Raw genomic sequence first — 25,011 nt, forward strand, 5'->3', positions numbered from 1 at the left:
GGCCGTGAGTTCCGCGAGTTGGGCTTCGACTCTCTTACCGCCGTCGAGCTGCGTAACCGGCTCAACGCGGTCACCGGGCTGCGGCTGCCGGCGACCGTCATCTTCGACCACCCCACCCCGGCCAGCCTCGCCGAGCGCCTTCTGGAGGAGATCGCGCCCGGAGCGAACACCGTGGTGGAGCTGTCGTTGCTGGCCGATCTCGACCGGTTCGAGACCGCGCTTTCCGGCTACGCGCTCGACGGTCTCGCCCGGAACGGCATCGCGACCCGGCTGCGGCACCTGCTGGTGAAGGTGAGCGAGAGCGGTACGGAAACTAGTGAAATCGCTGTCGCAGGCATGCTCGAATCGGCGAGTACCGAGGAAATTCTCAGCTTCATCGACAACGAACTGGGCCGCTCGAAAGATCTGTGATTCGAGCCCGCGTCTGAACAATGTGAAGGGCCACTCTCATGTCCGAAGACCGGAAGCTCGTCGAGTACCTGAAGTGGGTCACCGCCGATCTGCACGAGACCCGTCGGCGGCTCGAAGAGGTGGAGTCGGGCAGGCACGAGCCGATCGCCATCGTGTCGATGTCATGCCGCTTCCCAGGTGGGGTCGGCTCTCCTGAGGATCTGTGGCGGCTGCTGTCTGAGGGACAGGACGCGATCTCTTCGTTCCCGGCCGATCGGGGCTGGGAGGTGGAGGCGATGTCGGCGATGGGTATTGTGTGTCAGGGCGGGTTTCTGGCGGATATGGCCGGGTTTGATGCGGGGTTCTTCGGGATCTCGCCGCGTGAGGCGATGGCGACGGATCCGCAGCAGCGGCTGCTGCTGGAGACCACCTGGGAGGCGGTCGAGCGGGCGGGGATCGACCCGGTCTCGCTGAAGGGCAGCCACACCGGGGTGTTCGTGGGCACCAACGGCCAGGACTACATGAACCTGCTCATGAGCAATCAGGTGGATACGCAGGGCTATGGTGTCACGGGTCTGGCGGCCAGCGTGTTGTCGGGCCGCCTGTCCTACACGCTGGGGCTGGAGGGTCCGGCGGTGACGGTGGACACCGCCTGCTCGTCCTCGCTGGTGGCGTTGCACATGGCGGCACAGGCGCTGCGGCAGGGGGAGTGCTCGCTGGCGCTGGCCGGCGGCGTCACGGTGATGACGTCGCCGTTGGCGTTCGTCGGGTTCAACGGGCAGGGCGGAATGGCGCCCGACGGGCGGTGCAAGGCGTTCTCCGACACCGCGGACGGCACCAATTGGGGCGAGGGTGTCGGCGTGCTCGTGCTGGAGCGGCTGTCGGACGCGCGCCGCAACGGCCACCAGGTGCTGGCGGTGGTTCGAGGTTCGGCGGTCAACCAGGACGGTGCGTCCAACGGGTTGACCGCGCCGAATGGTCCCTCGCAGCAACGGGTGATCCGCCAGGCGCTGGTCAGCGCCGGTTTGTCGTCGGCCGAGGTGGACGCGGTCGAGGCGCACGGGACCGGCACGGTTCTGGGCGACCCGATCGAGGCGCAGGCGCTGCTGGCGACCTATGGCAAGGATCGACCGGAGGACCGGCCGCTGCTGCTGGGGTCGATCAAATCGAATCTCGGTCACACCCAGGCCGCCGCGGGCGTGGCCGGTGTGATCAAGATGGTGCTGGCGATGCGGAACGGCATGCTGCCCAAGACGCTACATGTCGATACTCCCTCCTCGCACGTGGACTGGTCGGCCGGCGCGGTGGAGTTGCTGACCGAGTCGGTGGAGTGGCCGGAGACCGGTCGTCCGCGCCGGGCGGGTGTGTCGTCGTTCGGCATCAGCGGCACCAACGCACACATCATTCTTGAGCAGGGGCCGGAAGCACCGGTAGGAGAAAAGGCTCCGCAGGACCGGGTACCGGGTGTGGTGCCGGTGCTGGTGTCGGCCAAGACGGGGCGGGCGTTGCGGGCGCAGGCCGAGCGGCTGGTGTCGTTCCTGGACGATGAGCCTGGTCCGGGTCTGGCCGACACCGCGTTCTCGCTGGCCACGACGCGGTCGGCGTTCGAGCATCGGGCGGTGGTGCTGGCCGAGGGCCGTGATGGGGTGTTGGCCGGGCTGCGGAGCGTGGTCGAGGACCGCCCGGGTGTGGGGGTGGTGTGCGGGGTGGCCGGGGCGGAGCCGCAGCTCGCCTTCCTGTTCACCGGTCAGGGCAGTCAGCGGGCCGGGATGGGCCGGGAGCTGTATGACCGCTTCCCGGTGTTCGCGGCGGCGTTGGACGAGGTGGTCGCGGAGCTGGACCCGCTGCTGGACGGGTCGTTGCGTGAGGTGTTGTTCGCCGAGCCGGGCACGGCCGAGGCGGAGGCGCTCGACCAGACCGGGTGGGCGCAGCCGGCGTTGTTCGCGCTTGAGGTGGCGTTGTTCCGGTTGGTGTCCTCGTGGGGTGTCAAGCCGGATGTGCTGGCCGGGCATTCGATCGGGGAGATCACCGCGGCCCATGTCGCCGAGGTGTTGTCCCTGAGTGACGCGTGTGCACTGGTGGCGGGCCGGGCGCGGTTGATGCAGGCGCTGCCGCCGGGCGGGGCGATGGTGTCGGTGCAGGCCTACGAGGAGGAGATCGAGTCGTTGCTCGCCGAGCGCGAGGGCGAGGTGTCGGTCGCCGCGATCAACGGCCCGGGTTCGGTGGTGATCGCGGGCGTGGAAAAGGGGGTCCTCGATGTCGCCGCCGCGTTGGAGGAGCGCGGGGTGCGGACGAAGCGGTTGCGGGTGTCGCACGCGTTCCACTCGCCGCTGATGGACCCGATGCTGGAGGACTTCCGCACGCTGGCGAGCAGGCTCACCTACCGTGCGCCGAAGGTTCCGATCGTGTCCACCCTGACCGGGCAGGCGGCCACGGCCGAGCAGCTGTGCTCGCCCGGCTACTGGGTCGAGCAGGTCCGCGGCGCGGTCCGGTTCGCCGACGGCATCCGCACCCTGCGCGCACAGGGTGTGCGGGCGTACCTGGAACTCGGCCCCGACGGCGTACTGACCGCCATGGCCCAGGACACCGTCGCGACCGAGCCGGAGGCACATGCGCACGAGTCGCACACGGTGCTGGTGCCGGTACTGCGTAAGGATCGGGACGAGCATGTGGCGGTGATGACGGCGCTGGCCCGGCTGCATGTGCACGGAGTGCCGGTGGACTGGCGGGCGGTGCTGCCGGGCGGGCGCCGGGTCGACCTGCCCACCTACCCCTTCGAGCACCAGCGGTTCTGGTTCGAGAGCACCGGCTCCGGCATAGGGAACGTGGCGGCGGCGGGACTGGCCGCGACGGATCATCCGCTGCTGGGTGCTGCGATGTCGCCGGCCAACTCCGACGGGGCGGTACTGACCGGGCGGTTGTCGGTGAAAGCGCAGTCGTGGCTGGCCGATCACGTGGTGGCGGGCTCGGTGGTGGTGCCGGGTTCGGCGTTCGTGGAGCTGGCGGTGCGGGCGGGCGACCAGGTTGGTTGCGACCTGGTGGAGGAGTTGACGCTGGACGCTCCGCTGGTGCTGGGTGCGGGTGACGCGGTCGCGGTGCAGGTGTGGGTGGATGCCGCGGAGGAGTCGGGCCGTCGGAGCGTGAATGTGTATGCCCGTTCGGCGGACGCGGCCGACGAGGTGCCGTGGGTGCGGTACGCGACCGGTACGCTCGCCACCGGGATTCCGGAGGTCGTGCCGTTCGATGCGGCGGTGTGGCCGCCGGCCGGGGCGACCGCGATCGAGCTGGAGGGGTTGTACGAGGAACTGGCCGAGGACGGCTTCGCCTACGGCCCGGTCTTCCAGGGGCTGCGGGCGGCCTGGCGGCGAGATGACGAGGTGTTCGCCGAGGTCGCGCTGCCGGAGCAGGCGGTGTCGGACTCCGGTTCGTTCGGGGTGCATCCCGCGCTGCTGGACGCGGCGCTGCACGGGGTGACCTTCGCCGGGCTGGACGATTCCGAGGGCGGTTTGTTGCCGTTCTCCTGGGGTGAGGTGTGCCTGCGGGCCGCCGGGGCGTCGGTGTTGCGGGTGCGGCTGGTCGGAACGGGGCCGGATGCGGTGTCGCTGAGCGCGGTGGACGCTGCCGGGGAGCCGGTGCTGTCGGCGCGCTCGGTGGTGTTGCGGCCGGTCTCGGCCGAGCAGTTGGCGGTCTCCGATGGTGTCGGCGCGGGCCGGGAGTCGTTGTTCGGGGTGGAGTGGGCGTCCGTGGGCGGTATGCCGGAGGCCGGTCAGGTGCCGTCGATACCGGTGGCTGTGCTGGGGGTGGACGCGTTGGGTGTCGCTTCCGCGTTGCGGGCGGCCGGGGAGCCGGGCGGCCTTCCGGTGCCGGTGCACGCGGAGCTGTCGTCGCTGGCTGAGGAGGGTGCGGTTCCGGCCGTCGTGATGGTGGAGGCGGTCTCCGATCCGGCGGCCGGGGTGGTGGAGTCGGCGCACGCGCTGACCGCTCGCGTTCTGGACCTGTTGCAGGGCTGGCTGGCCGATGACCGGTTCGCCGATTCGCGTCTGGTGTTCATCACCCGGGGCGCGGTCACAGCGGGTGGCGGCGAGGTGGTCACCGATCTGCCGGCTGCGGCGGTGTGGGGCCTCGTCCGTAGTGCTCAGTCGGAGAACCCGGGCCGGTTCCTGCTGATCGATGTGAATCGGGAATCCCCGCTGTCAGGACTGCCAGGGGTGCTGGCCAAGGCGTTCTCCTCAGGCGAGTCGCAAACCGTGGTGCGCGATGGTGAGGTATGGGTGCCGCGCCTGGCGCGAGTGGCGCCCGGCGCTGACCCGGAGGGGGAGGCGAGTCGGGTCTGGAACCCGGAGGGCACGGTGTTGATCACCGGTGGCACCGGTGGTCTGGGCGCGCTGTTCGCGCGGCATGTGGTGGCCGAGCGGGGTGTGCGGCGTCTGCTGCTGACCAGCCGCCGGGGTCTGGACGCCCCGGGCGCGGTGGAGTTGCAGGCCGAGCTGATCGCACACGGGGTCGAGGTCACGGTCGCCGCCTGTGACATGGCCGACCGCGACCAGGTCGCGGATCTGCTGGCCGGGATCGATGCCGACCATCCGCTGACCGCGGTCATCCACACCGCCGGTGTGCTGGCCGACGGCACGATCCCGTCGCTGACCCCCGAGGGGCTGGACGCGGTGCTGCGGCCGAAGGTGGACGCGGCCTGGCACCTGCACGAGCTCACCCAGGACATGGATCTCGCGGCGTTCGTGCTGTTCTCCTCGTTCGCGGGTGTCATGGGAGCGCTCGGGCAGGGTAACTACGCGGCGGCGAACGTGTTCCTGGACGCGCTGGCGGAGGCGCGCCGGGCCGGAGGACTGGCCGGGCTGTCGCTGGCCTGGGGTGCCTGGGCGCAGGACGCGGGAATGACCGGCACGCTGAGTGAGATCGAGATGCGGCGGATCAGCCGACCGGGGATGCCGCCGCTGTCGGCCGAGCAGGGGCTCGCGACGTTCGAGGCGGCGACCGAGGTGGATCGGGCGACGGTGGTGGCCGCGCGGCTGGAGCTGCCGGTGCTGCGGGCGATGGGCGAGGCGCCGCCTTTGCTGCGCGGCCTGGTGCGTGTGGGGCGCCGGTCGGCGGCATCCGCCTCCATGGGCGGGGACGGGGAGTTGGTGCAGCGGCTGGCGGGGCTGGAGCAGGCCGAGCAGGTACGGCTGATGGTGGAGTTGGTGCGCGCTCAGGCGGCGGTGGTGCTGGGACACGAGTCGGTGGACGCGATCCAGCCGGGACGGGAGTTCCGTGAGCTGGGCTTCAACTCCCTGAGCACCGTTGAGCTGCGTAACCGGCTCAACGCGGTCACCGGGCTGCGGCTGCCGGCGACCGTCATCTTCGACTACCCCACTCCGGCCAGCCTCGCCGAATGCCTTCTGGAGGAGATCGCGCCCGGAGCGAACACCGTGGTGGAGTTGTCGTTGCTGGCCGATCTCGACCGGTTGGAGACCGCGCTTTCCGGCAACGCGCTCGACGGTCTCGCCCGGAACGGCATCGCGACCCGGCTGCGGCACCTGCTGGTGAAGGTGAGCGAGAGCGGTACGGAAACCAGTGAAATCGCTGTCGCAGGCATGCTCGAATCGGCGAGTACCGAGGAGATCCTCAGCTTCATCGACAACGAACTGGGCCGCTCGAAAGATCTGTGATTCGAGCCCGCGTCTGAACAATGTGAAGGGCCACTCTCATGTCCGAAGACCGGAAGCTCGTCGAGTACCTGAAGTGGGTCACCGCCGATCTGCACGAGACCCGTCGGCGGCTCGAAGAGGTGGAGTCGGGCAGGCACGAGCCGATCGCCATCGTGTCGATGTCATGCCGCTATCCGGGCGGGGTCGGCTCTCCTGAGGATCTGTGGCGGCTGCTGTCCGAGGGACAGGACGCGATCTCTTCGTTCCCGGCCGATCGGGGCTGGGACATGGAGGCGATGTCGGCGGTGGGTTTCGAGTGTCAGGGCGGGTTCCTGTCCGATGTGGCGGAGTTCGATGCGGGGTTCTTCGGGATCTCGCCGCGTGAGGCGCTGGCGACGGATCCGCAGCAGCGGTTGCTGCTGGAGGGGGTGTGGGAGGCGGTCGAGCGGGCCGGGATCGATCCGGTCTCGCTGAGAGGTAGCCACACCGGGGTGTTCGTGGGCACCAACGGCCAGGACTACATGAATCTGTGCCTGGAAACCGGGACAGACGTGACGAACTATTTCCTCACCGGTGCGGCGGCCAGCGTGCTGTCGGGTCGCCTGTCCTACACCCTGGGCCTGGAGGGCCCGACGATGACAGTCGACACCGCGTGCTCGTCGTCCTTGGTGGCCGTGCACCTGGCGGCGCAGGCGCTGCGGTCGGGCGAGTGCGGCCTGGCGCTGGCAGGCGGCGTCACGGTGATGGCCACCCCGCTCAGGTTCCTCGGCTTCGGCGTGGAGAGCGGAATGGCGCCCGATGGCCGGTGCAAGGCGTTCTCCGACACCGCGGACGGCACCACCTGGTCCGAGGGCATGGGCATGCTGCTGCTGGAGCGGTTGTCGGACGCCCGCCGCAACGGCCATCAGGTGCTGGCGGTGCTGCGCGGTTCGGCGATCAACCAGGACGGTGCGTCCAACGGGCTGACCGCGCCGAACGGCCCGTCGCAGCGGCGGGTGATCCGCCAGGCGCTGGCCGGTGCCGGGCTGACTCCCGCCGAGGTGGACGCGGTCGAGGCGCACGGCACCGGTACCAGGCTGGGTGACCCGATCGAGGCGCAGGCACTGCTGGCCACCTACGGCCAGAACCGTGAAGCCGACCGGCCGCTGCTGCTGGGCTCGATCAAGTCGAACCTCGGGCACACCCAGGCGGCGGCGGGCGTGGCCGGTGTGATCAAGATGGTCATGGCGATGCGGCACGGAGTGCTGCCCAGGACACTGCACATCGACACCCCGTCGTCGCACGTGGATTGGACCTCCGGCACGGTGGAACTGCTGACCGAGCAGGCCGAGTGGCCGCAGACCGGCCGTCCGCGCCGGGCGGGGGTGTCATCGTTCGGAATCAGTGGCACCAACGCGCACGTGATCATCGAACAGGGACCGGAGGCGCCGCAGGCCGAGCCAGGTGTGCAGGACCCGGCGTCGGCGGCGGGTTCGGTGCCGTGGGTGGTGTCCGCCAGAAGTGGCGGGGCGTTGCGTGCGCAGGCGCGACGGCTGGCGGCGCATGTCAGTGCGCACCGTGAGCTGAAGCAGGGGGATGTGGGTTTCTCACTGGCCACGACTCGGTCGGCGTTCGAGCATCGGGCGGTGGTGCTGGCCGGCGATCGTGATGGTGTGCTGGCCGGCCTGCGGGCCGTTGCCGAGGACCTGCCGGGTGCGGGTGTGGTGCGCGGTGTGGCACGGGCGGAGCCGAAGCTCGCGGTGTTGTTCACCGGTCAGGGGAGCCAGCGGGCGGGGATGGGCCAGGAGTTGTATGGGCGGTTCCCGGTGTTCGCGCAGGCGTTGGACGAGGTGATCGCGGAGCTGGATCCGAGGCTGGAGCGGGAACAGGCCGGGCAGCCGGACGGTGGGTCGGTCGAGTGGGTGGGCTGTTCGGTGCGGGAGGTGCTGTTCGCCGAGCCGGGTAGTGAGCGGGCCGGGTTGCTGGATCGGACCGGGTGGGCGCAGCCGGCGTTGTTCGCGGTGGAGACGGCGTTGTTCCGGTTGGTGTCCTCGTGGGGGGTTCGGCCGGCTGCTTTGGCGGGGCATTCGATCGGGGAGATCACCGCGGCGCATGTGGCCGGGGTGCTGTCGCTTTCGGATGCGTGTGCGTTGGTGGCGGCACGGGCGCGGTTGATGCAGGCGCTGCCGTCGGGTGGGGCGATGGTCGCGGTGCGGGCCGCCGAGAAGGAGGTCGCCGAGCTGCTGGCGGGACGCGAGGGTGAGGTGTCGGTCGCGGCGGTGAACGGCTCGTCCTCGGTGGTGATCGCCGGGGTCGAGGAGGCGGTGCTCGCGCTCGCCGCGGTCCTCGAAGGGCGCGGGGTGCGGACCAGGCGGTTGCGGGTGTCGCACGCGTTCCACTCGCCGCTGATGGACCCGATGCTGGCGGACTTTCGCGCCCTGGCCCGGACGCTCACCTACAGCCCGCCACGGATTCCGCTGGTGTCGACGGTGACCGGGGAGGCGGCCCCGGCCGAGCGGTTGTGCTCGCCGGACTACTGGGTGGACCAGGTGCGCGGCACGGTCCGGTTCGCCGACGGGGTGCGCACCCTGCACCATCAGGGCGTACGGGCCTACCTGGAGCTGGGCCCCGACGGCGTGCTCACCGCCATGGCGGGAGACACCCTCGCGGCGGAGCCGGACGTGGTGCTGGTGCCGGTACTGCGCAAGGACCGTGATGAGCAGACCGCGGCGATGACGGCGCTGGCCGAGCTGCACGTGCGCGGGGTGCCGGTGGATTGGCGAGCGGTGCTGCCGGCCGGGCGCCAGGTCGAGCTGCCGACATACGCTTTCGAGCACCGACGCTTCTGGCCCGAGGCGACCGGTTTCCGTACAGGGGACGTGGCGGTGGCGGGATCGGTCGCGGCGGATCATTCGCTGTCGGCTGCCGCGGTGGGCCCGGCCGTGTCGATACCCGAGGCCGACACGGCGCGGGAGCGGTTGCGCGGGCTTGGAGAAGCGCAGCAGTACGAGGTGCTACAGGAACTGGTGCAGCGTCATGCGGCTGCCGTTCTCGGCCACGGCGACCTCTCAGCAGTCGATTTCGAACGTGATTTCTTCGAGCTGGGCTTCGACTCGCTCACCGCGACCGAATTGCGTAACTCCCTTGTCAAGGCGGTCGGCTGGGAATTCCCGCTGATGGCGGTGTTCGAGAACAAGAATTCCGCTGGTCTCGCCCGTTGGTTGCGGCATGAGCTCGCCACCCGGGCGAATACCGGCCAGGCGACTGCGACCTCGGCGGCCCAGGGGGACGACACCCTGGCGGAGTTGTTCCGCGGCGCTTTCCGCGCCGGGAAGGCGCAGGAGGCGTTCGGATTGCTGTACGCCGTGGCGCGGACGCGGCCCATGTACGACGCACCCGTCGACCCGCGGGAAATCCCTCGACCGGTGCCACTGGCCAGTGGCGCGGCTCGGCCCCGCCTGATCTGCGTGAGTTCGGCCACGGTGACCGGTGGAGTTCATCAATACGCTCGGTTCGCCGCGCACTTTCGTGGGGAGAGACATGTCTCGGCGCTTCCCCTGCTCGGCTACGCCCTCGGTGAGGGCCTGCCCGCCACGATCGACATCGCCCTCGGGAGCATCGCGGAGAGCGTCGTGCAGGCCAGTGAGGGGGAAGCGTTCGTGCTCGTCGGTCATTCGGCCGGCGGCGTTCTCGCTTACGGCGCGGCCGGTGTACTGGAGAAGTCGGGCATCTCCCCGGAGGCGGTGGTGATGATGGATTCTTTCCATCCCCGCGCAGGTGGCGACTCGCAGATGCTGTCCGAGCAGGTGCTGCAGTACATCCTGCAGATGGAGACGGTTTTCGGCGAGTTCAACAGCGCGCGACTGTCCGCTATGGGGTATTGGTCGGCAATTATGGCCGACATCAAACTGGCAGACGTGAACGCGCCCGTGCTGTTCGTGCAGTGCGCCGAGCCGTTCTCCGACGTCGAACCTGAATCGGACTACTGGCGGGCGACGCCGTTCGACCCGTCGCATGCCGTACGGACGATCGAGGCGAACCACTTTTCGATGCTCGCCGAGAAGGCGGCGGACACGGCCCGTCTGATCGACGGCTGGTTTCGGCGGGAACACTGACCGTCGCGAAACCGGCAGGGAGGACCGGCCGGACCTGAAACGATCACAAGTGTGAGTCGCCCGGAGCGCCGGACCGGCCGTCACCGGAGGCCGGTTCACCGGGGCGGCGCGGCGGCCCTCGGGGGTGTGGAAACCGGTGGCCACTAGTGATTGTGCGAGTCGCTTCCGCGGTTCACTGTGTCCAGGTGGCACAGGAGGGGTTGTCAGGCCAATGGATAGTGTGGTTCCGCCCAGTGAAGAACAGACGGATCGCCGGCCGGTGGATGGTGGTGCGGCGGGTCTCGAACTGTCCACGTTGCGGCTTGAGCAGTCGGGCCGGGTACTGACGGTGCGGGTTGACGCCCCGCCGTTCAACTACATGACCTCGCCGATGCAACGGGACTTCATCCGGCTCGCCGAGGCGGTGGAGCACGACGTCTCGATCGGTGCGGTCGTCGTCACCGGCGCGCTGCCCGGCCGGTTCATCACGCACTTCGACATCTCCCACATGTCCTCGCAGGTGGATGGCACGCCAGAGATCTCCCACGCGGCCGCGCAGAACCTGTACCGGACTGTGCGGGCCATGACAGGTTTGGGGGGTGAACGTCTGCTCGCCCGTTCCTCGCTCAAAGGACTGCTCACGGTAGCCCGGTTCCATGACATGGCGCTGCGGCTGATGCACTCCCCGGCGGTGTGGATCGCCGCGGTGAACGGGCCGTGCGGTGGCGGTGGCCTGGAGATGTCGGTCTTCTTCGACATGCGCGTGTCGGCTGATCGTGATGCCTGCTTCGGCCTGCCCGAACTGTCGTTGGGGCTGAACACCGCCCTGGGCGGGCAGCGACTCGTCCAGCTCGTCGGGCCGTCCCGAGCTTTGGAGATGATGCTCGAAGCGCGTTTCTACGCACCGCAGGAGGCTCTGGAACTGGGTTTGGTGAACCGGGTGGTGCCGGCCGAGGAACTGCTGGACACGGTCCAGCGGATGGCGGAACGCTATGCCAGGCGACCGCGGAAGGCTGTGGCCCTGCAGAAGCGGATCTTCAACGACGCCCATTCCACCTCGGCCCGGGCCAGCCTTACCCAAGAGGCCATCGCCGCGTTGATGAGCATGTCATCACCGACCACCCAGGCCGCTATGCGGCGGTGGTCGCAGATGCAGGAGGGCACCAACGGCGACTCGGTGTTCCTTACCCAGCCCGAACCCTGGACCGAGGGCACCGCGCTCGACATGAACGTTCCTACGAGCGGACCGACGCCGCCATGATCGGTACCTTCTCGCCACGGTGGGGAAGGCGGGAGCGCGCCCCGTCCCGGTCTCGCTTTGATCGGCGCCACCGAGCGCATCGCAGTGCGGCCTCGGACGCCGGTAAAAGGGGCCCTGCGCCCCCGGTACGCGGGCGCCCGCTGTCAGAGGATCTCGCGGTTGAAGGTTCGAGTGCCCCACCAGAGTGACATCACGGTTATCGCCACAAGTAGGGTGCCGCCGATGACCACTGGCTGGAAGGCGTAGTAACCGGTGAAGGTCGCCCTTGCGAGATCGGCGACCCACGTAAGCGGATTGCATCGCGACAGGATGTAGAGCCACTCAGGTGCCAGTCCGGGTGTTATGGGCATCAGAATGCCTGACAGGAGCGTCAGCGGCAGCAGGCCTGTGCTGATCATCGTGGTGAAGATCGGCTCGTTCTTGGCCAACAGCGCCACTGTGACCGAGCATGAGGTGAGTGTGAGGGTGAGCAGTGCCCCGACGGCCAGGGTCAACAGCGTGCCGATGACGGTTATGGGAAGATCGAAGAGTATCCAGGCCATCAGGAACACCAGCATGCTCTGGATCGTCGTCTGGAACATGCGCATCATGACATTGCCCAGCAGGAGCGCCGTGCGGCTGGCCGGAGTGACCCGCATGCGCTCGAGCACCCCGGTGCTCAGGTCGCTCAGGAGTTTGTATCCGGTGAACGCGCTGCCCATGAGCACCAGATAGATCGTGATGGCGGGTGTCATGACCATCCAGGCGTTCCCGGTCAGGAAGCCCGGCGAATCCTTCATGACTCCGACCATCAGCGGGGCGAAGAGCAACAGCCAGGTTATGGGCTGGGCGATCTCCAGACCCATCCGTAGCAGGGACCTGCGTGCGAGGAGCAGCTCGCTCCGGAAGATCAGCGTTGCGTCGCGAAACACGGGTCACGTCCTGTCGGGGGTCGACGCCTTGGCGATGGCGTCCTCACGGATGCTCCGGCCGGTCAGCAGCAGGAATATGTCGTCAAGGGTCGGTCGTACGACTTGGATCGAGAGAGCGGGGATGCTCGCGAAGTCCAGGGCGCGTATCAGATCAGGGATCACTGCCTCTCCCTTTGGCACCTGAAACCGCACGCTGTCTCCCCTGACCAGAGGTTCGCTCGCATCGGGGAGGCGCGCGGCGATGGCGGCCGTGGCCTGGACCATGTCCGTCGGCACCGTGATCTCGACGCGGTGTCCGGACACCTTCGCCTTGAGGGCCTCGGGAGTGCCTTCCGCGATGATTCGCCCGTGGTCGATGATGAGCACACGGTCGGAGAAGGCATCGGCCTCCTCCAGGTAGTGGGTCGTGACGAACACGGTGGTGCCCAGTTCGGCGCGTAGCATGTGGACGCGCTTCCACAGGGCCGCCCTGCTCTGTGGGTCCAGTCCGCTCGTCGGCTCGTCGAGGAACACGACAGGAGGCGAGTGCACGAGCCCGAGAGCGACGTCCAGGCGGCGGCGCTGTCCACCGGACAGCGTGCTGGCCAGCCGCTTCTCCAGAGCGGTCAGCTCAAGCTGCTCCATCACCTCTCCGCAGCGGCGCCGTGCCTCGGCCTTCGACAGTCCGTACAGCCTGCCCTGCAACTCGAGTTCCTCGAAGACCGTGTGCTCGCCGCTGGTGCCGCCGCCCTGCGCTATGTAACCGATGTGTCTGCGGACGCCCGCCGGATCGGCCAGCAGATCACAACCCGCGACGATGGCGGTGCCGGCGGTCGGTCGGAGCAGCGTGGTGAGCATCCGAAAGGAGGTGGTCTTACCCGCTCCGTTGGGACCCAGCAAGGTGACGCATTCACCTGCCAGCACATCGATGTCGATACCCTTGACCGCGTCGACCTGCTGACCGTTCGCGTGGAAACTGCGTGCCAGCCCACGGGTTGTAATCATGGAAACCCCTTTCGCCGCAGATGGCTAGCAGTGACACTAGGTCTCCAAAACCCGTGAAATCACCGGAGTTCGTGGCGTGTGGATGGGGTGGCGGGCATCCCGGCCGGGTTTTCCGTACCGGCCTGGACCTGCCGCCGACGTACGGCGGGTCCGGGTCGCCGCCCCTGAACCGCGTCGTCAGGCGTGCCAGGTGCTCCACGCGTCGGCGATCAGCTCGGTGAGGCCCGATCGCTCGGGAAGCCAGCCGAGCTCTTTCATCGCTCGGCTGTTATCAGCCGTGAGGATCTGCGGCTCCGGTTTGGGCGGCGCCTTGCGGACCGGTACCTGAAGACCGGTCACGGCTTCCGCTGTCGCCACGACCTGCGCCATGCTGGACGCGATGCCGCTGCCTATGTTGTAGACACGGTGCTCGCCCACCCTCGCGGCGGCGAGCGACAGTCGCAGCGCCGCCGCCACGTCGAGGATGTGGACGAAGTCGCGAATCGCGGATCCGTCGCCGTTGAGTGTGATGTACGGCAACTCACCGGTGAGCGCGCGGAATACGTTCGGGATGATACGTGCGGTGTCGGTGTCGGTGCGCCCATTGGCCGTCCCGGCGATGTTGAAGCACCGCAACGTGATCGCGCCGATCGCTCCAGTGGCGGCGTACGCCGCGACGAGCTGTTCCGCCCCGACCTTCGATGCCGCGTAGGGACTTTCCGGGCGGGGTTCCAGATCCTCGCCCAGGGCTCCGACGTACCGCGAGCCGTAGATCTTGTCGGTCGACGCGAACACGAATCGAGCCGGCGGCATCGATTCACGAACGTTGTCGAGCGCCATGAGGAGGTTGAGGGTGCCGACCACGTTCACGTCGTAATACGTCAGCGGGTCGGCGAACGAGTCCCGCCCTCGGGACACCGCGGCGAGGTGGCATACCGCGTCGAAGCGCCCGGCGGCGACTATTTCCCGGATTCGGCCGCGGTCCCGGACATCGCCTTCCACCAGGCCGGCGTCGGCGTGCCGCCGCGCGTCCGCGCGGCTCCGGCTCAGGACGGTGACCCGGTGCTCGGCGGCGAGAAGATCATGGGTGACCGCATGGCCGAGATAGCCCAGACCTCCGGTGACCAGGACGTGCACGTCAGTTCCTCCAGACGATCGTCATGCGACATTCCAGGCCAATAGGATCATCTGGCTAACCGCTTCACCTGATGGACAGCTCCGGGAACGGCACGACGAACGCACCGCCGGCCGCCGAGAAAGCCGCCGACCGGGCGCGGATACTGGCCTCGAAGTTCCAGGCGAACAGCACGCAGTAGTCGGTCGCGTCCGCGACCAGCCGTTCGGAGCTCACGATGGGGATGCCGTCGCCCGGCGTGAACTTGCCCACCTTGCGCGGGTTGTCGTCGACGATCCAGGCGATCTCAGCGCCCACCCCGGCCTGGGAGAGCAGGGTGACGGCCCGTGCCGACGCGCCGTACCCGCAGATCCGCCGACCGACTCTCGACAGACCGCCCAGCACGTCGTTGAGGGTCGTGCAGACCCGGTCGACGCGGTTCGCGAAGCCGTCGAGAAAACCGCCGTCGGGCACCCCCGCGTCGACCTCGGCCCGCAGGATCCGGTCGAACCCCGCCGTCGAGGGGCGGGCATCGTCATCGCGGCCTATCCAGCAGCGCAATGAGCCTCCCTGGGTCGGGATGAGCTCGGCGTCGAACACCGTGAGGCCGTTCGCCTTGGCGGCCTGTACCAGCACATGCAGGGAGAAGTACGAAAGGTGTTCGTGGTAGACGAACTCGAAGATGCCGTGCTGGACCATCGGCAGGACGTGCGCGACCTCGATGACGGCGCAGCCGCCCGGTTTGAGGAGCAGGCGGATCGCGCGGAGGACTCCGTTCACGTCGTTGACATGGGCGAGCACATTGCTGCCCAACACCGCGTCGACGGGTCCGATGTCACTCAGTATCTTCTCGACCGTCTCCACACCGAAATGTGTGGTCAGTGTCGGAATCCCCTGTTCCTGCGCGTAGACCCCCAGCTCGACCGCCGGGTCGACACCGAGTACCCGCATGCCGCGCTCGGCGAAGAAGCCCAGTTGGGTGCCGTCGTTCGAGCCGATTTCGAGCACCTTCGCCCCGGCGGTCAGCCCCAGTCGATCCGTGACCCGGGTGGCCAGCACGCGGCAGTGGTCGACGAGGGCGGGAGCGGCACCCGTGGCGTACCGGTAGTCGGCGAACAGCACCGACCGGGGAACGACGTCCACGAGCTGGACCAGGCCGCACCCGGCGCAGCGCACCAGGTCCAACGGGTACCGGCACTGAGATCGGGCCGCCTCGGCCGTGGGCGCGATGTCGTTGGCGGGCGGAGTCGGGGTGAGCGCGACCACCCGTTCCAGACGGTCGGTCCCGCACACCAGGCACCGGCTGGTGGTGTCCATCAGCGTTCTCCCCTTCCACCTATCGTGTCGCCCAGCCGCCGTGGCCACCGCGCTCGATCCGGCGGAAGGCGTTTCGGCAGCTCACGACAAGTCCTCGATCAGCTGGCGGTCGGAGCTTACGTCCGCCAACACTAGGGGAATTACCTGATCGGCTGAGGCACAATCACCTGAACGGAACCCCTTGGTCTGGGGGAATCACATGATCGCCGACGCCGTGTTTCCGTCCAAGTTGTCCGCCAGAGATGAGGCAGGTAACGCGGATGAAGGAGTATCAGATGCGAATCCTGGTCACTGGCGGAGCTGGGTTCATCGGATCCCATTTCGTACGGTCGATGTTGGACGGCCGGTACCCCGGCCACGAGGACACCCGAATCACCGTTCTGGACAAGTTGACCTACGCCGGCAGGAGGGAGAACCTGCCCGAGGCGCATCCGAGGTTGACCTTCGTGTGTGGCGACATCTGCGACCGGGAACTGCTGGCCGATCTCCTGCCCGGACACGACGGAGTCGTGCATTTCGCCGCCGAGTCGCACGTCGACAGGGCGGTGAACGACGCGGAACCTTTCGTGTGGGCCAATGTGGTGGGCACCCACCGCCTTCTCGAACAGTGCGGGACGAGTGGAATCCAGCGCGTCGTGCACGTGTCCACCGACGAGGTGTACGGGTCGATCGAGCAGGGATCATGGACGGAACGGTTTCGGCTCGAACCCAACAACCCGTACTCGGCGTCGAAGGCGGCCAGTGACTGCCTCGCCCGATCGCACTGGCGCACTTACGGTCTGGATCTGTCGATCACCCGATGCTCCAACAACTATGGCCCCCGGCAGCATCTGGAGAAGATCATCCCCCGCTTCGTCACCCGCCTGCTCCAGGGCCGCGACCTCACGCTGCACGGCGATGGCAGTGCCGTCCGGGAATGGCTGCACGTCGACGACCACTGCCGCGGCATTTCCATGGTCCTCGACAAGGGCCGCGCCGGCGAGATCTACAACATCGGCGGGGGAGTGGAACTCACCAACCGTGAGCTGACCGGCCTGCTGCTCGAACTGGCCGGAGCCGACTGGGATCGTGTCCGCTACGTGCCGGACCGGCGGGTTCAGGACCACCGGTACTCGCTTGACTTTCGGAAGATCACCGAGGAGATCGGGTTCGAACCCGTGATCGATTTCAAAGAAGGTCTCGCGGACGCCGTCACTTGGTACCGGGAGAACCAATCCTGGTGGGCGTCTCTTGACGCGTAGTGATCGAGACCGGAAGCCCCGGTGACGGTTAGCGGGTTGGTGTGCGGAGCGATCCCGCGCGGCGGTGCGATTTCCAGCAGCCCGCCGCACGGGGACACGCGGGTACTCGTGCGCCCACCGTGATCAACGGTCTTCGTGTCCGGAACCGCCGGACCCACACCTGCCGCGATGGCGCCCTGCCCGACCTGGAGCGCACGGGCTCCGGTCATAGCGGATCGGGCGGGCACGCCGCGCTGTGACCGGAGCCGCTTCTACCTGGCCACGAACACGTCCTCGATCGCGCGAACCGCCATCCCCGCCCCGTCTTCCTCGCGGATCGCGGTGCCGAGCGCCCGAGCGCGGGCGGCCATACCGCTGTCGGTGAGCAGGCGATCGAGCGTGCCGCGCAACCAGCCGGCCCTGAGGGCGTGGTGGTGGCGAGGCGGGGGCCCGACGCCGAGCTGCGCGATCCTCCTTCCCCAGTGGAGCTGATCACCTTGGAGCCACACGACCGCCTGCGGGATACCGGCCCGGAACGCCGCCGCGGTCGTCCCGGCCCCTCCGTGATGGACGACGCACGCGGCGCGGGCATAGAGCCACCCGTGCGGGACGAAATCCGCCAGAAAGATGTTGGGCGGCAGCTCCTGGTCTCCGAGCCCCGCCCAGCCGGATTGCAGGACGACACGCCGGCCCAGGCCGCGAACCGCCTCAAGCAGCTGCTTTGTGACCGCACGGGCGTCGAACCCGTTGTTCGAGCCAAAGCCGATCACCACCGGCGGCTCGTCGGCGATGAACGCCGCGAGGTCGTCCGGGGGTACGTACTCCGGTTCCTCGAGAAACCAGTATCCCGTGGTGCGGTAGGTGGACTCGAAGAGTGGATCGTGCTTGAGAACGCTCGGGCTGATGGCGATGAGGTTGAGCAGGCGCGAATGGCTCGCGTCGAAGAGAACGTCGCGCCAGGGCGGAAGGCCGGCCGCGGCGACGACGGGGTTGAGCAGCTTGTCGGTCGCGAGCCTGACCCCTCCGCCAACGACCGACCACGCCAGGGCGTTGCCGACGGGCCCGAAATCGATGTTGTTCGGGCCATGCCCGCGCGCTCGGTGCAGTGGCCAGGTGTGGTGCACGCTCACCTGAGGCGTGCCGACCGCGCGCGCCGCGGCGACCGCGCCGATGGCCAGCGGTGAGTTGATGACGACGTCGGCCTCACGGGCCAGCGCCATCAGCTGCGGTACCGCGGCATGCTGCTCCTGCGCCAGGAATTCGATCACAACCGTCAGTTGCCGCAGCTTGTTCTTCTCGCTGAGAATACGGAGGTAGTTCGCCTGGAATTCCGCCTCGTTCCAAGACGGCCGGCCGGCGAAGGGAACACCGACGGCGTCGGCGCGTGCCGCGTAACCGTCGGAGGCCGAGAGCCTGACGTCGTGGCCCTCCGCGAGCAGGCGCTTTCCGAGGGCGAGAAAAGGCTGGAGATCCCCCTCCGAGCCGACGGTTACTATGAGGACACGCATCGTGTCAAAGCCGGACAGTCGAGGGTCGGATCAGCGGCGGTCGGAGTCGGGTTCACTCTTGATTGCCTCCCTGGATCGGCTGCCGAAGTGACATGTGCGACGGATCCGAGCAGCGATCTTGTTTTCCTGTCCGGCACATCCTGGTGCGACCGATTCCCGGAAATCATTAGAATCACGGCGCCGATGCGGGTGCTCGCCGCCGCACCGGGAAGCGGCACGCCGTCCCTCGTGGCCGGGGGGCTTGCTCGTGCCGAGGAGGCGCTCCGTTATGGCCGGACGCCGTAGACCGCCGGCCACTTCGGGCGGGACGTAGGAGCGCCGCCTCGCGCCGTGCTCTGTCTCGGGCGGTCAGTCCACCGCCTTCGAAATATCGCATAACTCCGGCATATCTAATGCAAGGTCACCTAACGGTCATAAATCGCTTTTAATGATCTAAGTCACTAATTTCCGCCTTATTCACCAAGTCCTACTAGGTGTTCTCCTAGAAAAGTGTCCATAGCATCACCCATCGGCAAGGGGCCGGGGCCGGTGCCTGCATTACCGGAGCGGAGGTGGACGATGACGTTTTCCTGGATATCGTCCGAGCCTTCAATCGACAGGTGAGTGTCGGATGCCGGCCGCCTCCCGATGGAAGGTCAGGTCCGCTGCAGATCTCTCAACCTGCATGAAGTGGTCCGCTGGGATCTGACCAAGCAAACCGCTCACAAGAGCCGCGGTCGATTTCTGTAACGGACAAGGAGAGGGCCGGTTATGTGCGGGATCACGGGTTGGGTGTCCTACGACGCGGAGCTGACCGAACAGCAGGCCATGATCGACACGATGACCGCCACCATGGCGCTGCGTGGGCCCGACGCCTCCGGAACGTGGCTGCAACGGCATGTCGCGCTCGGTCACCGAAGGCTGGCGGTCATCGACCTGGAGGGTGGCGTGCAACCGATGGAGTTCGCCACGCCGAACGGTCCGGTGGTCCTGGTGTACAGCGGCGAGGCCTACAACTTCATCGAACTACGAAAGGAACTGCAGGCCCGAGGGCACCGGTTCCGTACCTCGAGCGACACCGAGGTCGTGTTGCACGGTTATCTCGAATGGGGGGAAAGTGTCGCCGATCACCTCAACGGAATGTTCGCATTCGCCGTCTGGGATACCCGTGATCAGAAGCTTGTTATGATTCGCGACCGACTGGGGGTCAAGCCGCTCTACTACTACCCGACCCGTGACGGTGTGCTGTTCGGATCGGAACCGAAGGCGATTCTGGCCAACCCTCTCGCTCGCAGGGCGGTCGACCTCGACGGGATACGCACGGCGGTGACCGGCATCGGGCAGGGCCAGGCGATCTGGAAGGGAATGTACGAGGTCGAGCCGGGCACGGTCGTCACGGTCGACGCGAGCGGAATCCGCGACAGGACGTACTGGAGGCTCCAGACGGTGCCGCACACCGACGACCGGAAAGGCACGATCGAACGAGTGCGGCAGCTGCTCGGCGACACCGTCGGCCGGCAGCTGATCTCTGATGTGCCCCAGTGCGTTCTGCTTTCCGGCGGGCTGGACTCCAGCGCGATCGCCGGTCTCGCGTCGCCCAGGCTGGCCGCGGCCGGTGGACGGTTACGCACGTTCTCGGTCGACTTCGTCGACCACGTCGATCGCTTCAGGCCGGATGTGTTTCGGACCACCCCGGACGCGCCGTTCGTCAAGGAAATGGTCGACCTGATCAAGCCGGTACACCGGCAGGTGGAACTGAACGCGGAGGATCTGTCCGATCCGACCATTCGCCGTGCCGTGATCACGGCACGGGACACGCCGAACGCGTTCGGTGAAACAGACATCTCGATGTACCGGCTGTTCCGAGAAATACGCGCCGAGTCGACGGTGGCCCTGTCCGGCGAGGCGGCGGATGAGAACTTCGGTGGCTACCAGTGGTTCCACAACGACCTTCGCGAACTTCCCGTCTTTCCTTGGATGGCGGCGGTACTCGGTCCGCAGTCCAGCACCCCCGGCATCATGCCTTTCACCGCGGAAGCGCTGGCGGCCATGGAATTGGAAAGCTACCTGGGAGACCAGTACACGACGGCGGTGGCGGCTGTCGATCACCTCGACAACGCGTCGCGCATCGAGCGCCAGATGCGCGTCATGTTCCACATGCACCTGACCCGGTTCCTGCGGATGCTGCTCGACCGTAAGGACCGTCTCTCCATGGCGGTCGGCCTTGAGGTGCGGGTTCCGTACTGTGATCACCGTCTCGTCGAGTACGTCTACAACACGCCGTGGAAGCTCAAGTCGTTCGACGGCAGAGAGAAGAGCCTGCTGCGGCACGCCGTAAAGGATCTGCTTCCACCGTCGGTGGCCAATCGGGTGAAGAGCGGTTACCCGACGATGATGCATGACACGCGTTACTCGAACACCCTGCAGATTCAGGGCAAGGAGATGCTGGCGGACGCCCATAACCCGCTGTTCACGCTGTTCAACCGGGAATGGCTGAAGTACGCGGTCGAAATGGACTCGTCGAAGATATCGCACGGAGAGAAACTTCTCCTGGACAAAATAATCGACATGTACTACTGGATTGACATCTACTCGCCCGAGTTCGCCCTGTCCTGACCACTCTGCCGTGGGCCGTCCGCCAGGCGGCTCGGCGGTGGACGCGGTGATCGTCCAGCGGGTGCCCGCGGCCGGGCCGTCAGGCGGCTCGGCGGCACCGGAGCACCGGCTTCTAGTGATTTTGCGAGTTGTTGCCGGGGTTCACTGGTCTTCAGTGGTATTCGGCGCAATGAAGGGGCCAATGGATCGTGAGTATCGCCGACGACGTCAGCACCGAATGGGTCCGTCGCTATCATCCGGCGGCGGGGGCGGGTAAGCGCCTGGTGTGTTTTCCGCACGCGGGGGGATCGGCGAGCTTCTTTCGTCCGGTCTCGGCCAGGTTCTCGCCGGGGGTCGATGTGGTGGCGGTCCAGTATCCCGGGCGGCAGGATCGGTTGCGGGAGCCGTGCGTCACCGACATCGGTGTTCTGGCGGATCGGATCGTCGACGAGCTGATCACGTTGTCGGAGAAGCCGACGGTCTTCTTCGGTCACAGCATGGGGTCGGTGATCGGTTTTGAGGTGGCCTGCCGGCTTGACCGCAAAGGTGTCGGTGCGCCGTACGCGCTGGTCGCCTCGGGCCGTCGTGGGCCGTCGACCTGGCGGGACGAGTCGGTGCATCGGCGTGATGACGACGGTATCGTCGCCGAACTCAAGCTGCTGAACGGTACCGATGCCGGCTTGCTGGGTGACGAGGAGATCCTCCGGATGGCATTACCCGCGCTGCGGGGTGATTATCGGGCGATCGAGACCTACCGTGGGGATCCGGGGCAGCGTATGTGTGGTTCGGTCACGGTGTTGACCGGGGACGCCGATCCGAGGACCACGGTGGAGGAGGCGGAGGCCTGGGAGCGGCACACCTCGGGGCGGTTCCGGGTCCGGGTGTTCTCCGGTGGTCATTTCTTCCTCACCCGGCATCAGCAGGCGGTGAACGAGGAGATCGCCCGGGAACTCGGGGTGTAGCGCGAGACATACGGCAAGGCAGAAGCGGATCTTCAGCGAAGCCTTCCCCGTCTCGCCCCAGGAGGCGGTCGCCACGCCTGTGAACCTGTCGTCACCGGCCACCGAGGCCGTGCCGCGGCGGCGACTCGGTGCTCCTGACGCGGCCGGATCCTGTATCGAGGGAACCGTCCTCGACGTGAACGTTCCCGTGCGGGAACCGACGGCGCCGTGATCGGCGGCCATGGCCTACGTGAGGGTGGGTGACGGATGAACGAGTCTGTCGTGAAGACGCCGGAGGCGACCGCGCCGGAGGGTGCCATCGCGCCTCTGGCGTGGGGTCCCGTTTCGGCCATCGCCGGAGCGGTCGCGGTGTTGCTGCTGGTGACCAGCGGCCGATACGGCTACTTCGCCGACGAGCTGTACTTCGTGGCGTCCGGTGGGCATCTGAACTGGGGATACGCCGATCAGCCGCCACTGCTGCCGCTGATCGCACACGTGATGGACACGCTGTTTCCCGGATCCCTTGTCGCGCTGCGACTTCCGGTGACGGTGCTCACGGCGTTGGGGGTCGTCGTCGCCACCCAGATCGCCCGGGAACTGGGCGGCCGGCGCCGGGCGCAGGTGATGACCGCCGCGGTGTCCGCCATCGGCATGGTCGTCAACGGTCACCTCCTGGCCACGAACGCCTTCGACGCGTTCCTGTGGGCGGTGGTCTCATGGCTGGTGGTCCGCTGGGTCCGGTTGCGGGAGGAAGGGCGGCAGGACGACCGCCCGCTGCTGTGGGCGGGGGTCGCCACGGCCGTCGCCCTTCAGGTCAAGTTCCTGATCCCGGTGCTGTGGCTGGCGCTGGCAGCCGGCGCGCTCGCGGTGGGACCACGGGACCTGCCGCGCAGGCCGCTACTGTGGGCCGGTGCCGCGATCACCCTGCTGACGCTGGTTCCCGGACTGGCCTGGCAGGCCGGCAACGGATGGCCGCAGCTTGGGATGATCCAGGCGGTGTCCGCGGAGGGAAGCCTGAACGGCGGCCGCGCGTTGTTCCTCCCGCTCGTGCTCGCCCAGCCCGGTCTGCTGATCGGGGCCGTGCTGGCCTGGTACGGCCTGTGGCGGCTCCTGCGGTCCACGCTGCTCAGGGCCTACCGGTTCTACGGCGTGGCCGCCGTCGCGGTGATCCTGATCTTCTGGCTGGCCGGTGGCCGATGGTACTACGTGATCGGGCTGTTCCCGGTGCTGTGGTCCGCGGCCGCGGTCGAACTGCAGCGGCGCCGGCCGACGCGCTGGTGGCGTTGGGTGCCCACCTGGCCGGTCTTCGCGCTGTCGGTGCTGCCGGCCCTCTACTGGCTACCGGTCCTGCCCGCGGCCTGGGTGCAACAGCCCAAGGCCGGCGAGAACCTCGGGGTCAGCCTCATCACGATCGGCCAGTTCGGCTGGCCGGAGTTCACCGACACGGTCAGCCGGGCGTACCGGACACTGCCGCCGGACGAACGGCGGAACGCCGTAGTGATCACCAGCGTCTACTGGCAGGCCGCCGCCATCGAGTTCTACGGCGACGAGCGGGGGCTGCCGAAGCCGTACAGCGGCAGCCGTGGCTACTGGTACTTCGGCATGCCCCCCCAGGAGGCCGGCACGGTGCTGTACGTCGGCGATGAGGGTGAGCGGCTGCGAACGTACTTCGGCGACGTACAACAGGTGGCCACCGTGGACACCGCTCTTGGCCTGGAGGTCGGCACGCGCATCTGGCGGTGCCGCGATCCGCGGGCGTCGTGGCCGGAGCTGTGGCCGGAGTTCCGGCGGTTGACCATCTGAGGCGCACCGGCCGAGGACGCGAGAGGATCGGCCGGTCAGGCCGCCGAGTAGAACTCACGCACCTTCCCGATCACCCGGTCCTGGTCGGACTCGGTCAGCCCGGGGTCGGTGGGCAGATAGAGACCGTCGGCCGCGAAGCGGGCGGCGTTCAGCGCCGGCCAGTCGGGGTTGAAGTACATCGGCTGACGGCTCATGGGCTGGAAGAACGGCCGGGTCTCGATCCCCGCGGCGGTCAGGAACTCCCGCAGTTCCTCCCGCCGCCCCGCCCGGATGTCGTACATCCACAGGACGTCGCGGGGCGGCATGACGGTGATCCCGTCGATGCCGTCGAGCCCGCTGTCGTAGTGCTTCTCGATCCGCTTGCGGATGGCGAGTATCTCGTCGATCCGCTCCAGCTGGGCCAGGGCGACCGCGGCCTGCATGTTGGTCATGCGGAAGTTGTAGGCCAGCTTCTTGTGGATGAAGTCGTGTTCCTTGCTGAAGGCCATGCTGCGCAGGTGGGCCATCTGCTGGGCGAGCTGCTCGCTGTTCGTGACGCAGACACCCCCCTCACCGGCAGTGATGATCTTGTTGGCGAACAGCGAGAAGCACGCGATGTCGCCCACCGGGCGCACGCCGTGCGCCTCCGCCGAATCCTCCACCACCCTCAGGTTGTACTCGTGCGCGAGCTTCATGATCGCGTCCATGTCGCACCGCCGGCCATAGACGTGCACCGGCATGATGACCTTGGTGCGGGGGGTGATCCGAGCCTCGATCAGCGAGACGTCGATGTTGAGGTCGTCGGCGCAGTCCACGAACACCGGCACCGCGCCGGTGTAGGTGACCGCCCACGCGGTGGCGACCATGGTGAACTCGGGCACCAGGACCTCGTCGCCGGGGCCGACGCCGAGCGCCCGCAGCGCGAGGGTGAGAGCGGTCGTGCCCGAGGAGCACGCGACGCCGTACGAGACGCCGTTGTACTGGGCGAACTCCTCCTCGAAGCGCCTGACGAAGGGGCCCTGCGAGGATATCCAGCCGGATTGGACGGCCTCGGTGAGGTACTCCAGTTCCCGTCCTGCGAGGTACGGCTTTGACACCTGATATTCGAACGCCATGGAGTTCCTCACTCATCAGCCAGCCGGCTCGTCGGCACGGGGTGACAAGAGGCGCAAGGAAAGTCCCGCCTTCCCCGCCGCGCCGCGACGCGGGACTCTCCGGACACGCGCCGGGTCGACTACAGAAGAACCCGGGTGGCACTCGTGAAAACACTAGGATCCGCGCGCCACGGGGTATGAGACCGGGCCGGCTCACG

14 protein-coding genes are annotated in these 25,011 nt (G+C 67.7%); 8 read left to right on the top strand and 6 right to left on the bottom strand.

Features of this window, described 5'->3' with window-relative positions; translation table 11 throughout:
* From AB0K21_RS42570 to AB0K21_RS42585, 4 genes are all read left to right on the top strand, one after another.
* A partial coding sequence (locus AB0K21_RS42570) for a phosphopantetheine-binding protein (RefSeq protein ID WP_364158563.1) occupies positions 1-411 on the top strand: 411 nt, incomplete at its 5' end.
* 38 nt (positions 412-449) lie between these two features.
* Complete coding sequence (locus AB0K21_RS42575; protein WP_364158566.1) at positions 450-6,056, top strand: type I polyketide synthase; 5,607 nt, start codon at positions 450-452, stop codon at positions 6,054-6,056.
* Positions 6,057-6,094: 38 nt separating this feature from the next.
* Positions 6,095-10,129: a beta-ketoacyl synthase N-terminal-like domain-containing protein gene (locus tag AB0K21_RS42580; RefSeq protein WP_364158569.1), complete on the top strand. Its 4,035-nt coding sequence runs from the start codon at positions 6,095-6,097 to the stop codon at positions 10,127-10,129.
* 259 nt (positions 10,130-10,388) lie between these two features.
* Entirely contained in the window at positions 10,389-11,369 is a 981-nt protein-coding gene (locus AB0K21_RS42585) for an enoyl-CoA hydratase/isomerase family protein (RefSeq protein WP_343967962.1), read from the top strand.
* 143 nt (positions 11,370-11,512) lie between these two features.
* On the opposite strand, the gene AB0K21_RS42590 is transcribed toward AB0K21_RS42585, so the two are convergent.
* The 4 genes from AB0K21_RS42590 to AB0K21_RS42605 all read right to left on the bottom strand — a co-directional run bounded on the left by AB0K21_RS42590 (position 11,513) and on the right by AB0K21_RS42605 (position 15,674).
* A complete protein-coding gene (locus AB0K21_RS42590; RefSeq protein WP_343967959.1) occupies positions 11,513-12,280 on the bottom strand; it encodes an ABC transporter permease in 768 nt (255 codons plus the stop codon).
* A gap of 3 nt (positions 12,281-12,283) precedes the next feature.
* Positions 12,284-13,264 (bottom strand): ATP-binding cassette domain-containing protein, encoded by a 981-nt coding sequence (locus tag AB0K21_RS42595; protein WP_343967957.1) that lies wholly within the window; start codon positions 13,262-13,264, stop codon positions 12,284-12,286.
* Positions 13,265-13,441: 177 nt separating this feature from the next.
* Positions 13,442-14,380, bottom strand: coding sequence for an NAD-dependent epimerase/dehydratase family protein (locus AB0K21_RS42600; RefSeq protein ID WP_343967955.1), 939 nt, complete (start codon positions 14,378-14,380; stop codon positions 13,442-13,444).
* A gap of 64 nt (positions 14,381-14,444) precedes the next feature.
* Positions 14,445-15,674, bottom strand: a complete 1,230-nt coding sequence (locus AB0K21_RS42605; protein ID WP_343967952.1) for a class I SAM-dependent methyltransferase — start codon at positions 15,672-15,674, stop codon at positions 14,445-14,447.
* A gap of 275 nt (positions 15,675-15,949) precedes the next feature.
* Between AB0K21_RS42605 and rfbB the strand changes: the two genes are divergently transcribed.
* Complete coding sequence (gene rfbB, locus AB0K21_RS42610) at positions 15,950-16,915, top strand: dTDP-glucose 4,6-dehydratase (protein WP_364158575.1); 966 nt, start codon at positions 15,950-15,952, stop codon at positions 16,913-16,915.
* Positions 16,916-17,166: 251 nt separating this feature from the next.
* On the opposite strand, the gene AB0K21_RS42615 is transcribed toward rfbB, so the two are convergent.
* Positions 17,167-18,402, bottom strand: a complete 1,236-nt coding sequence (locus tag AB0K21_RS42615) for a glycosyltransferase (protein ID WP_343967949.1) — start codon at positions 18,400-18,402, stop codon at positions 17,167-17,169.
* A gap of 750 nt (positions 18,403-19,152) precedes the next feature.
* On the opposite strand from AB0K21_RS42615, the gene asnB reads away from it, so the two are divergent.
* The 3 genes from asnB (at position 19,153) to AB0K21_RS42630 (ending at position 23,720) form a co-directional block, all read left to right on the top strand.
* Complete coding sequence (gene asnB / locus AB0K21_RS42620; RefSeq protein ID WP_343967947.1) at positions 19,153-20,997, top strand: asparagine synthase (glutamine-hydrolyzing); 1,845 nt, start codon at positions 19,153-19,155, stop codon at positions 20,995-20,997.
* 188 nt (positions 20,998-21,185) lie between these two features.
* On the top strand, positions 21,186-21,938 hold the full coding sequence (locus AB0K21_RS42625) for an alpha/beta fold hydrolase (protein ID WP_343967945.1): 753 nt from the start codon (positions 21,186-21,188) through the stop codon (positions 21,936-21,938).
* Between the two features lie 246 nt (positions 21,939-22,184).
* Positions 22,185-23,720 (top strand): glycosyltransferase family 39 protein, encoded by a 1,536-nt coding sequence (locus AB0K21_RS42630; protein ID WP_364158580.1) that lies wholly within the window; start codon positions 22,185-22,187, stop codon positions 23,718-23,720.
* Between the two features lie 35 nt (positions 23,721-23,755).
* Here the strand turns inward: AB0K21_RS42630 and AB0K21_RS42635 are convergent, their stop codons facing one another.
* Positions 23,756-24,814 (bottom strand): DegT/DnrJ/EryC1/StrS family aminotransferase, encoded by a 1,059-nt coding sequence (locus AB0K21_RS42635; RefSeq protein ID WP_343967941.1) that lies wholly within the window; start codon positions 24,812-24,814, stop codon positions 23,756-23,758.
* Positions 24,815-25,011 lie beyond the last annotated feature (197 nt).

Origin of the sequence: Streptosporangium sp. NPDC049248 (genome assembly GCF_040678965.1) — a bacterium.
Classification (GTDB): domain Bacteria; phylum Actinomycetota; class Actinomycetes; order Streptosporangiales; family Streptosporangiaceae; genus Streptosporangium; species Streptosporangium fukuiense.

What these genes read in the sequence shown, in the direction of transcription:
- AB0K21_RS42630 (WP_364158580.1), top strand. Translation starts at nt 22,185, where the DNA reads ATGAACGAGTCTGTCGTGAAGACGCCGGAGGCGACCGCGCCGGAGGGT.
- AB0K21_RS42580 (WP_364158569.1), top strand. Translation starts at nt 6,095, where the DNA reads ATGTCCGAAGACCGGAAGCTCGTCGAGTACCTGAAGTGGGTCACCGCC.
- rfbB (WP_364158575.1), top strand. Translation starts at nt 15,950, where the DNA reads ATGCGAATCCTGGTCACTGGCGGAGCTGGGTTCATCGGATCCCATTTC.
- AB0K21_RS42605 (WP_343967952.1), bottom strand. Translation starts at nt 15,674, where the DNA reads ATGGACACCACCAGCCGGTGCCTGGTGTGCGGGACCGACCGTCTGGAA.
- AB0K21_RS42575 (WP_364158566.1), top strand. Translation starts at nt 450, where the DNA reads ATGTCCGAAGACCGGAAGCTCGTCGAGTACCTGAAGTGGGTCACCGCC.
- AB0K21_RS42615 (WP_343967949.1), bottom strand. Translation starts at nt 18,402, where the DNA reads ATGCGTGTCCTCATAGTAACCGTCGGCTCGGAGGGGGATCTCCAGCCT.
- asnB (WP_343967947.1), top strand. Translation starts at nt 19,153, where the DNA reads ATGTGCGGGATCACGGGTTGGGTGTCCTACGACGCGGAGCTGACCGAA.
- AB0K21_RS42635 (WP_343967941.1), bottom strand. Translation starts at nt 24,814, where the DNA reads ATGGCGTTCGAATATCAGGTGTCAAAGCCGTACCTCGCAGGACGGGAA.
- AB0K21_RS42595 (WP_343967957.1), bottom strand. Translation starts at nt 13,264, where the DNA reads ATGATTACAACCCGTGGGCTGGCACGCAGTTTCCACGCGAACGGTCAG.